The sequence below is a fragment of the Candidatus Thiothrix phosphatis genome (genome assembly GCF_035668035.1).
In the GTDB taxonomy this organism is placed as follows: Bacteria; Pseudomonadota; Gammaproteobacteria; order Thiotrichales; family Thiotrichaceae; genus Thiothrix; species Thiothrix phosphatis.
Genome location: NZ_JAYMYJ010000083.1, coordinates 1 through 12,804, shown reverse-complemented (window position 1 = coordinate 12,804; position 12,804 = coordinate 1). Strand labels below are relative to the sequence as shown.

The following is a 12,804-nucleotide window of genomic DNA, read 5'->3' as shown; positions in this document are numbered from 1 at the left end:
GTGTAATCCTGGTAAGCAGGCAGTGCAATCGCGGCCAGAATGCCGATGATGGCGACCACGATCATCAGTTCGATCAGGGTGAAACCTTGTTGGGCTTTCGCTTTCATGCTCATTTTATGGATTCCTTAGTTGTTAGGATTAGTTAGGATTTATTTGGTGTCCTGAGAGACAGCTGAGATATTGCAGGAGCTGTGCCAACCGGAAGCTGAATATGAAAGGAACTTTTCCCGGTATGAATGGTCGCTTTGTCCTTTTATCGACATCAGTGGCCTGCTGTCCGCTGTCTGAAAGTGACAAAACTGGCAAGCATTGGCAAAGTTTCTGCTGCCGCTGCCTATCCGAAGGTGTGCTAAGGGGTGACGGATCAGGGCGCAGGCGGCATACCAAAACGCACGTCTTCGTACAAGTCCAGTAGTGAAAGGGTCAGGCCGATGCTCTGGAGCGTTAGGCTGGCATCTTGCCCTAGGCAAGTGCTCAATAGCCATTCATCCGCATTCTGGCGACGGAATACCTCAACATAATAATGGTTGGGGTCAACCAGCACATATTCCTGCAAACTCACCAATTGGCGGTAGCGTATGAACTTGCTGCCTCTGTCCTTGCTTTCCGTGGAGGGGGATAAAACCTCAATGATGAGTTTGGGGAAGTTTTTGACGTAATCTTGCTCCGGCAGTTGGTCGGCAGGGTCACATGTCACCATCACATCCGGGTAGAAAAAGGCTTCATCCTGGCCAATGCGCACTTTCATGTCGGCGATGTAAGTGCTGCACCCACTGCCGCGTAAATGCTGCTTGATCAGGGCGTAAGCATTTCCACTTACCTTGACATGGCTGTCAGATGCCCCCGCCATTGCGTAGACTTCGCCGTCAATGTATTCGTATTTATTGTCTGTGATCTGCTCACCCGCCAGATACTCATCCGGGCTGATACGGGAATCTTTCAGTAATGCGTAACCCATGCCGCTATCTCCATGCTGATACGGCCAATCTTAGCGTATCGTCGGGTTAGCTGCCATCAACCCTCGTCCAGCCCGTATTTCTGGATGCGGTAACGCAGTTGCCGGAATGTCATCCCCAACACTTCCGCCGCTTTGGTGCGGTTCCAGCGGGTTTGCTCCAGCGCGCGCAGGATCAGGTCCCGTTCCGCCTCCTCATCAACCGGATTCCAGGCAGGCAATGGTTCCGGGTCAGTTTTGCCGCGTTTTTCCTCTATTTCTTCGGGTTTCGAAGAGGGCGCTTCTACTGGGGCGCTAATCAGCGTTGCGGCGTTGGCCGCCGGTAACTGCAAGTCATCTGGTTGGATGGTGTTGTTGTCGCACAGGGTGCTGGCCCGTTCCAGGATGTTTTCCAGTTCGCGCACATTGCCAGGGAAAGCGTAGTGCTCCAGCTCCATCCGCGCCGCTGGCGACAGGCGGATCGGCGGCATGCGCCAGCGTTCGGCGATCTTGTGCAGGAAGAAGTCCGCCAGCGGCAGGATGTCTTCCAGGCGTTCCCGCACCGGCGGCACTTTCAGCTTGATGACATTGAGGCGGTAGTACAGGTCTTGGCGGAAGCGGCCAGCGGCGACTTCGTGCTCCAGGCTTTTGTGGGTGGCGCTGAGGATGCGCACATCCACCGGCATTTCTTCCAGCCCGCCCACTGGCTTGACGGCACCTTCCTGGATCGCGCGCAGCAGTTTGACCTGCATGGTCAGCGGCAAGTCCGCCACCTCATCAAGGAACAGTGTGCCTTTGTGCGCTGCTTGGAACAGCCCCTGCTTGTCGGCGACCGCGCCGGTAAAGCTGCCTTTCTTGTGGCCGAAGAATTCGCTTTCCATCAGGTTTTCGGGAATGGCACCGCAGTTGACCGGGATGAAGGGCGCTTTGGCGCGTGGCCCTTGCAGGTGTATCTGGTGTGCGACCAGTTCCTTGCCGCTGCCGGATTCGCCATGGATGTAAACCGGCGCTTGGCTGCGCGCCAGCTTGCTGATGGTGGCCTTAAGGTGTTGCATGGCGGGGGAATCGCCGAGGATGCTGCTGCCATGGGGGTCGCTGTTGGCGGTTTCCATGGTGGCGTGAGGGCCTTTACCGGCAGACAGCTTCAGGGCGGTCTGGATCAGGTCACGCAGCTTCGGCAATTCCACCGGCTTGGAAACAAAGTCGTAGGCACCCGCCTTGAGCGCTTCCACTGCCGTATCCATGCTGCCGAACGCGGTGATGACGGCGACCGGGATGTGCGGATGGCGCTTTTGCAGGTAGCGCACAATGTCGATGCCGTTGCCATCCGGCAGTTTCATGTCAGTCAGGCACAGGTTGGGGTGGTATTGTTCAATTTTCTCCAACGCCGTCTGCACGTCGCCAGCCGTGACGGTGTCCAGCCCCATGCGCAGCAGGGTGATTTCCAGCAGTTCACGAATGTCAGGTTCGTCGTCGATGATGAGTACGGTCTGTTCGGTCATGGTTGTTTTCTTATTGTATTAGCGGTGATGGGCGAACACGATGCGGAAGCAACTGCCACCGCCCGGCTGGGCGATGTATTCCAGGTTGGCCCCATTGGTCAGGCATAGCTCCCGCGACATGAACAAGCCCAACCCGGTGCCTTGCGTGCTGGTGGTGAAAAACGGTTCAAACAGGCGCTGGCGCTGTTCTTCGGTCATGCCGCGCCCGTTATCGATGAAGTTAAGCATGATGTCGCGGGTATGGGTCGGGTTGCCGCCCTGAATGTCCAGGTGCAATTTGCGCGGGTCTTCGTGGGCGTATTTGAGGGCGTTTCTGCACAGGTTCCAGATGACCTGATGCAGGTGCGCAGGGTCGAATTCGATCACGGTGTCGGCTGGTTCAACGAACAGCGTGATTTGTTCTTCGCGCAGTTTGTGTTGCAGGATGAAGTCCTTGCGGAATTCATGCAGCCATAGCTTGAGCGCCAGGCGTTCGCGGTTGGGTGATTTCTTGCGCGACAGGTTGAGGACGCTTTCAATGGTCAGGTTCATACGCCGGGCATTGGACTGGATGATTTGCAGCAGGCGCAGGTCGGCCTTGTCCAGGTTCTGCGATTCGCCCAGCAGTTGCGCCGCATGGCTGATGGCCCCCAGCGGGTTGCGGATTTCATGGGCGATGCTGGCGGTCAATTGGCCGAGGGATGCCAGCTTGGCGTTTTGCAGCTTTTCGCGCTGTTCGCTGGTGTCTTCCAGGTGGATCAGGGTGGCGCGGCGGGAATGGGTGCCCAGTTGCGAGAAGCGTGCGCGCATTTCGCTGGTGTGCTGGTGGCGTACATCGAAAGTGGCGATACGAGGGCAGACATTGTTCAACCAGTGCTGCAAATGGTGCTCAAGTTCCGGGGCGAATTGTTGCAGCGGCTTGCTGCGCCAGTTGCCGGGCTGGCCGAGCATGTCCCAGGCGGCTTCATTCATGTGGCGGATGGCACCGGAGCCTTCCACCACCACGATGCCGGACTCCAGTTTGTCGAGGATCGACTGGTTGAGCTGGGACATATTGGCGAGGTCAATGCCGCGCCGTTTGGCCAGGGAGGCGACCGCACTGGCTTTGCGGATCCAACGGTTGCTTGACCAGCTGATCAGCATGATGAACAGGGCGATCAGGCCGCTGTGCATGACGCCGCTTTGCCCGGAAACGCCTTTGGTTTGCAGCCAGACCTGCATGGCGACCAGCAGCATGCTGGAGGCGGCGGCGAGCATCAGCGAGATGTAGCCAGGGTTGCCCAGGTGCGGGATCAGGATGGGGATCAGCAGCAGGATGCCGAAGCCAGCTTCAATCCCCCCGCTGGAGTAAATCAGGCCCAGCAGGATGGCGATGTCCAGCAGCACAAACAGCAGGGTTTGCACCGGCAAATCCGGCCATTGGAAATAGGAGGCCAGATTGCTGAGGACGGCAATGATCAGGTAGGTGCCGGTCAGCCAGGTGAACAGTGCGGGATCATATTGCCCCAGGCGGATATTGCCGGACTGCAAGGTCAGCGCAATCAGCAGCGCGCCCGCCAATATCAGGCGGTAGACGTGGTAAAGGCGCAGCAGGTTCCACGGGTCTTCATGCAGGAAGACAGGGACTAGTTTTTCGTCAAGTGTTGTGTCGCGTGCTCCAGACTGCAAAAGTGTTTCCCCCCCTGAGAAATCGCTTCTTGCTCCGGGACATGCAGGCCGCACTGCAGGCAGCGCACCATGCGGGTGTTGTTAGTGGTTTTCCCGGATGTTTGTTGATCGTGTTGGTCTAGCCGTTGCTTTCGCTGCCAAGATTTTAACAGAAGAAACCCGACTACCAGCAAAACAAGTATGAAAAGAATACGGGACATGATGTATTTGACCCTAATTGAGGTATAGTCTTCGTCTCCCAACAATACAGTTTTATGACAGCGTGCAAAAGAGAAATCAAACATTGCGTATCGCACTGGCCCAGTTGAATGTCTGCATGGGGGATGTCGGCAACAACCTTCAGCAGGTAAAGGACGCTATCCGGCAGGCGCTGGCACAGCAGGCCGACCTGATTGTATTTCCCGAACTGGCGCTGGCGGGCTACCCCCCGGAAGATCTGGTGTTCCGCCCGGACTTCTTGGCGCAAATGCAGGCGGGTGTGGAAGAAATAGCCGCAGGAACCCAAGGCATTACGGTGATTCTCGGTGCGCCGCTGCGGCGGGGAAACGACTTGCGGAACATGGCCTGTGTGTTGCGCGATGGCGCAATCGTGGCCGAGTATGCCAAGCAATGCCTGCCCAATTACCGGGTGTTCGATGAGAAACGCTATTTCACGCCGGGAACCGAAACGTTGGTGATAGACGTTGTGGGCGTCAGGCTTGGTGTCCTGATCTGCGAAGACATTTGGGAGGATGCGCCAGCCCAGGTGGCTGTGGCGGCGGGGGCGGAAGCCCTGTGCGTCCTGAACGCCTCTCCGTTCAGCCATGACAAACCGGAGCAGCGGGCGGAGCTGCTGCAACGGCAGGCCGCCAGCAATCGGGTTCCCCTGGCTTACGCCAATCTGGTGGGTGGGCAGGATGAACTGGTGTTTGATGGGGATTCCATGCTGCTGGATGCTGCGGGCAATATCCTGTTCCGGGCGGAAGCGTTTGAGGCAGGCGTATTTGTGCAGGACTGGGAGATTGCCGGAGCCGTCGCCCACCCGCCTGCCTTGCCTCCCCGGCCTGACGCTGAGTCCATCATTTACAAGGCGCTGCTGACCGGCATCCGCGATTATGTGCGCAAGAATGGTTTTTCACGGGTGCTGCTGGGGCTTTCTGGCGGCATCGATTCCGCCCTGGTGCTGGCGTTGGCGGTGGATGCGTTGGGGGCGGAAAATGTCGAAGCGGTGATGATGCCGTTTTACTACACTTCAACCATGAGCGTGGAGGACGCCAGCCAGCAGGCGGAATGGCTGGGGGTGCGTTACCGGCACCTGCCGATTGAAGGCGTGTACGACAGTTTCATGAGCTTGCTGGCACCGGAATTTGGCGAGCTGCCGGAGGATGTCACCGAGCAGAACCTGCAAGCGCGCATCCGTGGCGTATTGCTGATGTCGCTTTCCAATAAGCTGGGCAGTTTGCTGCTGTCCACCAGCAACAAAAGTGAGAGCGCGGTCGGTTACGCGACGCTGTATGGCGACATGGCCGGGGCGTTTTCGCCGTTGAAGGATGTTTACAAGATGCAGGTCTACCAGTTGGCAGAATACCGCAATACGTTGGGCAGGGCGATTCCGCAACGGGTCATTGAGCGCGCGCCATCAGCGGAGCTGGCGCCGGGGCAGGTGGATCAGGATTCGCTGCCGCCGTATCCGGTGCTGGACGGCATTTTGCAGCGTTTCATCGAAGGCGACCAGGTGCTGGAGGATATTGTGGCGGATGGGTTTGACACTGTGACCGTCCGCCGCGTGGTGAATCTGGTATTATTGAGCGAATACAAACGGCGGCAGGCAGCACCCGGTGTGCGCATCAGTGGGCGCGGCTTCGGCAAGGATTGGCGTTACCCCATCACCTCTGCCTGGCGCAAAAATTTACCCTTGAAGCCTTAATATAAAGAAGGAGGAAGCATGAAATTAATTCAGGCCATCATTAAACCGTTCAAACTGGATGACGTGCGTGAGGCGCTGACAGAAATTGGCGTAACCGGTATGACAGCGACCGAGGTCAAGGGTTTCGGGCGTCAAAAAGGCCACACCGAATTATACCGGGGTGCAGAATATGTGGTGGATTTTCTGCCTAAAGTCAAACTGGAAATCGTGGTCAAGGAAGAAAAGGTCGACGCCGTGATTGAGACGGTGCAAAAAGCAGCGCATACCGGCAAGATCGGCGATGGCAAGATTTTCGTATTGCCGGTCGAACAGGCGATCCGTATCCGTACCGGGGAAAGCGGGCGGGATGCGGTATAAATAAGCTTCCACGTCGACTGGAAGTCATTTCCGGGCGGCAGGAGGCGTGCCTGCAACGGGTTCAAGCCCTGCTGCCCCAAGGCACTGATGCCTTATGGATCACAACAGCTCCCGGCATTGCGGGAGCATTGCCCGCCAATAAAGCCCACACTCTTCTGGGGCAAGAAACTGACTGCATTGTGTTTGACGCCCATAGCGGTTTCGCGGTGAACGCCTTTGCTGCGGTCAGCGGAACCCTGCGCGGCGGCGGCGTTTTCTACCTGTTGACGCCGCCGCTGGATGAATGGGAGGTGTTCCCTGACCCGGATTACCTGCGATTTTTGCCGTACCCCTGGCGTCCCGATGAGGTGACGGGAAGGTTTTTGCGGCGGTTGGCGCGGATGTTGGTGGAAAGGCCTATTCCTGCCCTTGCCCACAGCAGGGACAGTCATTCCATGCGCCAATCGGAGGCTGTTGAGGTGATGGCCACGGCGGTGGTTCCGCTGGTGCTGACGGCAGACCGGGGGCGGGGCAAATCCGCCGCGCTAGGCATGGCCGCCAGCCGTTTGCTTGGGCAAGGGAGCCGGGTGGTGTTGACGGCACCTTCCCGCGCCACGGTTGAGTCCGTTTTTAGGCACGCCGCCAACCCGCCGGTTTTCCTTGCGCCGGATGACCTGCTGCAAACCCTGCCGGAAGCTGAGGTGTTGATGGTGGATGAGGCCGCCGCCATTCCCGTTCCCCTGCTGCTCAAGATGCTGGAGCATTACCCACGTTGCGTGTTCTCCACGACCTTGCATGGTTATGAGGGAAGCGGGCGTGGGTTTGCATTGCGTTTCCAGCAGCAGTTGGAGGCGCATGCGCCGGGTTGGAAATCCATCCGCTTGCATCAGCCTATCCGCTGGGCCGAAAACGATCCCCTTGAACATTTCATCCATCAGGCGCTGCTGCTGGATGTGGATCTCGCTCCTCTTCAAGCTGGAAAAAGGCTTGGGGATGACGTTGCTTACCGCCGTCTGGACAGGGATGCGCTTGCCCACAACGAGGCGCTCCTGCGCCAGCTTTTCGGCCTGCTGGTCACCGCGCATTACCAGACCCGACCCTCCGACCTGCGCCAGATGCTGGATGCACCAGACATTTCCATTCATGTATTGGAACAGGCGGGTGAAATCCTGGCGGTCGCCGTGCTGTCGCGTGAGGGCGGGCTGGACGCGGCGCTGACCACCGCCATCCACGCAGGCAAACGCCGCCCGCATGGGCACCCGATTCCGCAAACCCTGACGTTTCACGCTGGTATCCGGGGCGCAGCGCAACTGCTGTGCGAACGGGTCATGCGTATTGCCGTGCACCCTGAATTACAAGGGCAAGGGTTGGGGGCGCAATTGTTGGAATGTCTGGTGAAGTATGCGGAAGACAGTGGCGCGGATTATATCGGCGTCAGCTATGCGCTGACGCCAGCGTTGTTGCGCTTTTGGGAACGTGCGGGATTTGTGCTGGCACGTATCGGCCACCGCAAGGACAGTGCCAGCGGTAGCTGTTCCGCCGTGCAAATCCGGGGATTGACGGCGGCGGGCAAGGCGCTGGCGGATCAGCCCACTGTCCAGTCGACCAGCCCGGTGTAAGCGGTGACCAGCACGATCAGGCCAAACGCAATCCGGTACCAGGCAAAGATGGTGAAGTCGTGGTGGCTGACGTAGCGGATCAGGGCGCGCACCGCAATCATGGCGCTGATGAAGGCGAACACGAACCCCACCGCCCAGGCGCCCAGGTCATCGACGCTGAACAGGGCGCGTTCCTTGTACATTTCGTAGAAGGAGGCGATTCCCAGCGTCGGCACCGCCAGGAAAAATGAAAACTCCGCCGCCGCCTTGCGCGACAGGCCAAAAAACAGCCCGCCGATAATGGTGGAGCCGGAGCGCGACATGCCAGGAATCAGCGCCACTGCTTGCGCAAAACCCAGTTTCAGCGCATCGATGGGGCGGATGTCGTCCACGGTTGCAATGGTCACGGTGTGTTTGCGTTTTTCCGCCCACAGGATGATGAAGGCACCGACGATGAAGGCGATCGCAACCGGCACCGGCGCGAACAGGTGCGCCTTGATGATCTTGCCGAACATCAATCCCAAGATCGCCAGTGGCAGAAAGGCGATCGCCAGATTGACCAGCAGGCGGTTGGCGATCGGGTCACGGCCAATGCCCGCGAAGGTGCTGACAAAGCGGGCCCGGTACTCCCATACAACCGCGAGGATCGCGCCTAATTGGATGGCGATTTCAAAAACCCCGCGTTTGTCATGATCCATGAAATTGAGCAGGTCGCCCGCCAGGATCAGGTGGCCGGTGCTGGAAATGGGGAGGAATTCGGTTGCGCCTTCAACGAGCCCCATGATGGCGGCTTTAAGCAATAAAAGAAGATCCATAAAAAGCCCTTGGTGTATTAGTTGGTGAATGGATTATAGGCGATGTCGCTGGTCGGCAAGTCTAAAGCCCACCAGTCCGGGCGTAAACCCTTTTGATAAGGCGATCACTTTGAACCGTTCGCCCATTTCCGACGGAAGGCTGAGTGTGCGCACTTGTTGGGCTAGCGGGTACTGGTTGGCGGGGTTGGCCTCCAACGCGGCGAGGAACAATTCCTCCAGCCCGCTGCTGGCAAGGAACGCCGCCTGGGTCGCATAGCCCGCCAGCTCCAGCCCGGCGTCAACACCCGCTTCCGCCACTGCGGTGAAATCCACGCTGGCGGTGATGTCCTGCAAGCCAGGCCAAAGCAGGGGATTGTCATGCACGCGGTGCTGGTAGTGGCAAATCAAGGTGCCTTGGCTGCGGTCAGGGTGGTAGTAGTCTTTTTGTTCGTAGCCGTAATCAATCAGGATCATGACGCCGGTTTCCAGCGTGTCGGCCATGCTGCGCATCCAGCCGGGCAGGGCGGGGTTGTACTCCGATGTGTAGGTGCCGCCCGCCACTGCGGTCAGGCCAAAGCCTGCACCCTGCATTTCCACTTGCCGGATGACCCTTGCGCCATTTACCAGCGTAAACAGTTCCACCGGCATCGCATCCAGCACTTCGTTGCCGATAATCACGCCCCGGATGGGTTCTGCGGGCAATGTGTCCAGCCATTCCACCCGCGCCAGCAGGTGTGGGGCAGTCGCCTGCAAGGTTTGGCGTTGCCGGTCACGCAACTCCGGGCTTAAATCCAGAATCCAGTAGTGTGCAGGCAGGCAACCAAGCGTCTCCAGACGCAGCAGCATATCTGCTGCCATCACCCCGCTGCCAGCGCCCAGCTCCAGCATGTCGCCGCCGCCCAATTCCGCCAGCACTTGGGCGCATTGGTTGGCGAGGCATTGTGAAAACAGCGGGGAAATTTCCGGTGCCGTAATGAAGTCGCCTTCCTTGCCGATTTTGCGCAGGCCCGCCACGTAATAGCCCAGCCCTGGCTCATACAAGGCCATGCGCATGAATTCGCGGAATGGGATGCTGCCGTCATTGGTGGTGATGGCGGCGCGGATGCGTTGCGCCAATTGTTCGCTGTGCGCCAACGCCTCGGCTGGTGGCGTGGGAAGCCTGTCAGTAAATCGCATGGATATGCCTTGACGGAGAAAGCAGCCATTCAACGCGGAATGGCCGCTGCGGTCAAGCCAACAAAAAAGCTTTTACCTGCGGAGGGCTTGTTTTGTTTTCCGTTTTGCAAGCAATAACCCGGTTAGCAGGCTTAAAGCGGGGAACCCCAATGATCCGCCGCCACCTGATGAATTGCCGCCACTTTGGCTGGTAGCGGCGCTATTGTTTTCTGCCGTTTGATTGGACTGGGGTGTTGGGTTGCTATCAATGGATGGGTCGGTTTCTGCGCTGTCGCTGGCGGTTTCTTTTGACTCGACGATGATGGTGAAATATTGGACTTCAGAAGTCAGGCCAGCCCCGTTTTTGTCAATGGCAGTGATGCCAATTTTGGCCGAGCCTTGGGCATTTAACTTGGGGTATACATAGAGTGAATGGGATTGGTAGTCCACCCATGGTGCCAATTCAAACAAGTCAGGGTTGGAATTGGAGATTACCTTAAAGCGGATTTGGTCGGCGGTTGTGTCCCCTACGCCGTTCGGGAACTGTTTGCCGCCTTCCCCGTCATTTGCCGATATTACCCAGTTTTGAATCCGGGTCAGGCCAACGAATGCGTTTACGGTCACGGCAGCATCTTTTAACAGGAAGGATGGCGCGTAGTTCTCAGATGAAGATGATCCCCCATTGTTGTTTTCCTGATCAGTTGGGTCATCGGTATTGGTTTGGCCTGCTGGGGTGACGGTGATCCTGACAGTTGCAAAGGCGATGTGGCCGTTGTCATCACCAATCGTATACACAAACGAGTCTATTCCACTAAAGCCTTCGTCTGGGGTGTAGGTGAAAATGTCGCCAAAGCGGGTGATCGTTCCATGGGTAGGCAGGCTCTTGGTTAATACCCGCAGGGTGTCCCCGTCGGTATCGGAGTCATTCTCCAGCACATTGCTGATGATAATGGGCGTTTGGTAAGGCGTGCTGAGAATATCATCCTGTGCTTCAGGGGGCTGATTTGTGCTGTAGGAGTCGTCGGTGGTGGCAGGTGGAGTCGGGGGAGGGGTTGGGGGCGTGGGTGCTGCGGCGACGGTGACGGTCACAGTGGCGGAGCTTGTTCCCCCCTTGCCGTCGCTGACGGTGTAGGTGAACGTGTCCGCGCCGCTGAAGCCGTTATTGGGGGTGTAGGTGAAACTGTTGCCTGAGCGGGTGACGGTGCCTTTGGCCGGGTTGGTGTTGGCGGTGACGCTGAGGGTGTCGCCATCCGGGTCAGAGTCATTGGCCAGCACATTGCTGATGGTAATGGACTTCTGGTAGGCGGTGCTGGCGGTATCGTTGGCTGCGGTAGGCGGTGTGTTGGCGGCTGGGGCGGCTGCCACGGTGACGGTCACCGTCGCGGAGCTAGCCCCTCCCTTGCCGTCGCTGATGGTGTAGGTGAACGTGTCCGCGCCGCTGAAGCCGTTGTTGGGGGTGTAAGTGAAGCTGTTGCCGGAACGGGTGACGGCACCATTGGCCGGGTTGGTGTTGGCGGTGACGCTGAGGGTGTCGCCATCCGGGTCGGAGTCATTGGCCAGCACATTGCTGATGGTGACAGGCGTCTGGTAGGCGGTGTTGGCGGAGTCGTCCGCCGCAGTTGGCGGCGTGTTGGTGGTGGCTGCTGCGACGGTGACGGTCACGGTGGCGGAGCTTGTTCCCCCCTTGCCGTCGCTGACGGTGTAGGTGAATGTGTCCGCGCCGCTGAAGCCGTTATTGGGGGTGTAGGTGAGGCTGTTGCCGGAACGGGTGACGGCACCATTGGCCGGGTTGGTGTTGGCGGTGACGCTGAGGGTGTCGCCATCCGGGTCGGAGTCATTGGCCAGCACATTGCTGATGGTGACAGGCGTCTGGTAGGCAGTGCTGGCGGAGTCGTCCGTAGCAATCGGCGGCGTGTTGGCTGTAACTGACGGTAAGTCTTCAGTCCGTAGGGTAACATTATAGGAACAGCCATTGGAGGTTGCTGCTGTGTCACTCAGCGGATCAAAAATATTCATGACAACAGCCACGCCATAGCTATAGGGAAGGGGCGAAGTGCCGAATGGTGTGTAATCTGTTGAACCGATACGGTAAAAGCCCAGGAACCCTTCATGTGCGGCAGAGCCATTATTGTTTTTGAAACCCCATGATTGGGTGGGGTTGCTCAGTGGGGTGTCTTGTAGCAGCACCGCCTCCCGATGGCCCCAACTGGAGCTGGCATCGTTATAAATCCAGTTATAAATTGCCCGCTCCACTGGCAAAGGAATGCTGCTGGCTCCCATTGGAGTGCCGCTGTAAGCTGCAAAGTAGGCTAGGTTTTCTGCCCGGGTAGTAAATTCCTTGCAGGCGGCTCCTACGGTTGCGCTTATCCTTTGATCAGGATTATCGGTGCTGGAATTGCCGGAGGGTTGATAGTGGCCAGTTAAATCGTTGTCATGCAGCAATATTGCATAATTTTGTGCGGTGGTGTCGACATGGCTTTCGATTCCGGCCAAAGGAAGGCCGATGACATTGGGCATCATGCCAGTCCGCCCCGTGCGTTCCGCATTGATCAGGAAGAGCGCTTTAGCGTCATCAGTCATGCCATCCCATATACTTTGGGTAGGCAATGCCAAATTTCCCAAAGTGTTGGCAGTTAACCCGAGTTGTGCCTCTTCTTGGCGTCTGGCATAGTTGAACGCCGCCATAATGTCGGCAGTGCCATTAAATCCTATACCATTTTCCCCAGCGTCAGTTCCCCAAACAATATTTGTTGTGATGTTGGGTGGCGATGCTGCAAATAGTGGTTGGGAAAAAGTTAGGGCGCATGCTGCTGCCAAAGCCGTCTTATGTGAAATGTATGAGGTTGGGCTGAAAAAAGTCCGATTCATGATGGATAGCCTTATAGTTTTAATTATGACATGAATATAATATACATTAATTATAATTATTAAT

General features: G+C 57.6%; 11 protein-coding genes. 3 read left to right on the top strand and 8 right to left on the bottom strand.

The window, feature by feature from the left end; all coding sequences use genetic code 11:
* The 5 genes from VSS37_RS08545 to VSS37_RS08525 all read right to left on the bottom strand — a co-directional run.
* On the bottom strand, positions 1-107 hold a 107-nt coding region (locus VSS37_RS08545), incomplete at its 3' end, for a prepilin-type N-terminal cleavage/methylation domain-containing protein (RefSeq protein ID WP_324694416.1).
* 257 nt (positions 108-364) lie between these two features.
* Positions 365-958, bottom strand: coding sequence for a Uma2 family endonuclease (locus VSS37_RS08540; protein ID WP_324694413.1), 594 nt, complete (start codon positions 956-958; stop codon positions 365-367).
* Between the two features lie 56 nt (positions 959-1,014).
* On the bottom strand, positions 1,015-2,436 hold the full coding sequence (locus tag VSS37_RS08535) for a sigma-54-dependent transcriptional regulator (protein ID WP_324694412.1): 1,422 nt from the start codon (positions 2,434-2,436) through the stop codon (positions 1,015-1,017).
* Positions 2,437-2,454: 18 nt separating this feature from the next.
* Positions 2,455-4,083 carry a two-component system sensor histidine kinase NtrB gene (locus tag VSS37_RS08530; RefSeq protein WP_324694411.1) on the bottom strand — a complete coding sequence of 543 codons (1,629 nt, stop codon included), beginning with the start codon at positions 4,081-4,083 and terminating at the stop codon, positions 2,455-2,457.
* Positions 4,041-4,283 (bottom strand): PP0621 family protein, encoded by a 243-nt coding sequence (locus tag VSS37_RS08525; RefSeq protein ID WP_324694415.1) that lies wholly within the window; start codon positions 4,281-4,283, stop codon positions 4,041-4,043. The genes VSS37_RS08530 and VSS37_RS08525 overlap by 43 nt, the downstream gene beginning before the upstream one ends.
* A gap of 116 nt (positions 4,284-4,399) precedes the next feature.
* Here VSS37_RS08525 and VSS37_RS08520 point away from each other — a divergent pair, with 116 nt between their 5' ends.
* Genes VSS37_RS08520 through VSS37_RS08510 form a run of 3 tightly spaced genes read left to right on the top strand, consistent with a single transcriptional unit; the run spans position 4,400 to position 7,944 of the window.
* Complete coding sequence (locus VSS37_RS08520) at positions 4,400-5,989, top strand: NAD+ synthase (protein WP_375339133.1); 1,590 nt, start codon at positions 4,400-4,402, stop codon at positions 5,987-5,989.
* Between the two features lie 18 nt (positions 5,990-6,007).
* A complete protein-coding gene (locus VSS37_RS08515; RefSeq protein ID WP_324694409.1) occupies positions 6,008-6,346 on the top strand; it encodes a P-II family nitrogen regulator in 339 nt (112 codons plus the stop codon).
* Positions 6,286-7,944 carry a GNAT family N-acetyltransferase gene (locus VSS37_RS08510; RefSeq protein WP_324694414.1) on the top strand — a complete coding sequence of 553 codons (1,659 nt, stop codon included), beginning with the start codon at positions 6,286-6,288 and terminating at the stop codon, positions 7,942-7,944. Before VSS37_RS08515 ends, VSS37_RS08510 begins: the two co-directional genes overlap by 61 nt.
* Here the strand turns inward: VSS37_RS08510 and VSS37_RS08505 are convergent.
* From VSS37_RS08505 to VSS37_RS08495, 3 genes are all read right to left on the bottom strand, one after another.
* Positions 7,911-8,738 (bottom strand): undecaprenyl-diphosphate phosphatase, encoded by an 828-nt coding sequence (locus VSS37_RS08505; RefSeq protein WP_324694408.1) that lies wholly within the window; start codon positions 8,736-8,738, stop codon positions 7,911-7,913. The genes VSS37_RS08510 and VSS37_RS08505 overlap by 34 nt on opposite strands.
* A 33-nt stretch (positions 8,739-8,771) precedes the next feature.
* The gene (locus tag VSS37_RS08500) at positions 8,772-9,893 is read right to left on the bottom strand and encodes a class I SAM-dependent methyltransferase (protein ID WP_324694407.1); all 1,122 of its coding nucleotides are present in this window, start codon (positions 9,891-9,893) and stop codon (positions 8,772-8,774) included.
* 72 nt (positions 9,894-9,965) lie between these two features.
* Entirely contained in the window at positions 9,966-12,452 is a 2,487-nt protein-coding gene (locus tag VSS37_RS08495) for an Ig-like domain-containing protein (RefSeq protein ID WP_324694406.1), read from the bottom strand.
* Between the last annotated feature and the right edge of the window lie 352 nt (positions 12,453-12,804).

Excerpts from the sequence above, each read along its gene's own strand:
- VSS37_RS08540 (WP_324694413.1), bottom strand. The coding sequence starts at position 958 with ATGGGTTACGCATTACTGAAAGATTCCCGTATCAGCCCGGATGAGTAT.
- VSS37_RS08535 (WP_324694412.1), bottom strand. The coding sequence starts at position 2,436 with ATGACCGAACAGACCGTACTCATCATCGACGACGAACCTGACATTCGT.
- VSS37_RS08525 (WP_324694415.1), bottom strand. The coding sequence starts at position 4,283 with ATGTCCCGTATTCTTTTCATACTTGTTTTGCTGGTAGTCGGGTTTCTT.
- VSS37_RS08520 (WP_375339133.1), top strand. The coding sequence starts at position 4,400 with ATGGGGGATGTCGGCAACAACCTTCAGCAGGTAAAGGACGCTATCCGG.
- VSS37_RS08515 (WP_324694409.1), top strand. The coding sequence starts at position 6,008 with ATGAAATTAATTCAGGCCATCATTAAACCGTTCAAACTGGATGACGTG.
- VSS37_RS08505 (WP_324694408.1), bottom strand. The coding sequence starts at position 8,738 with ATGGATCTTCTTTTATTGCTTAAAGCCGCCATCATGGGGCTCGTTGAA.
- VSS37_RS08500 (WP_324694407.1), bottom strand. The coding sequence starts at position 9,893 with ATGCGATTTACTGACAGGCTTCCCACGCCACCAGCCGAGGCGTTGGCG.
- VSS37_RS08495 (WP_324694406.1), bottom strand. The coding sequence starts at position 12,452 with ATGACTGATGACGCTAAAGCGCTCTTCCTGATCAATGCGGAACGCACG.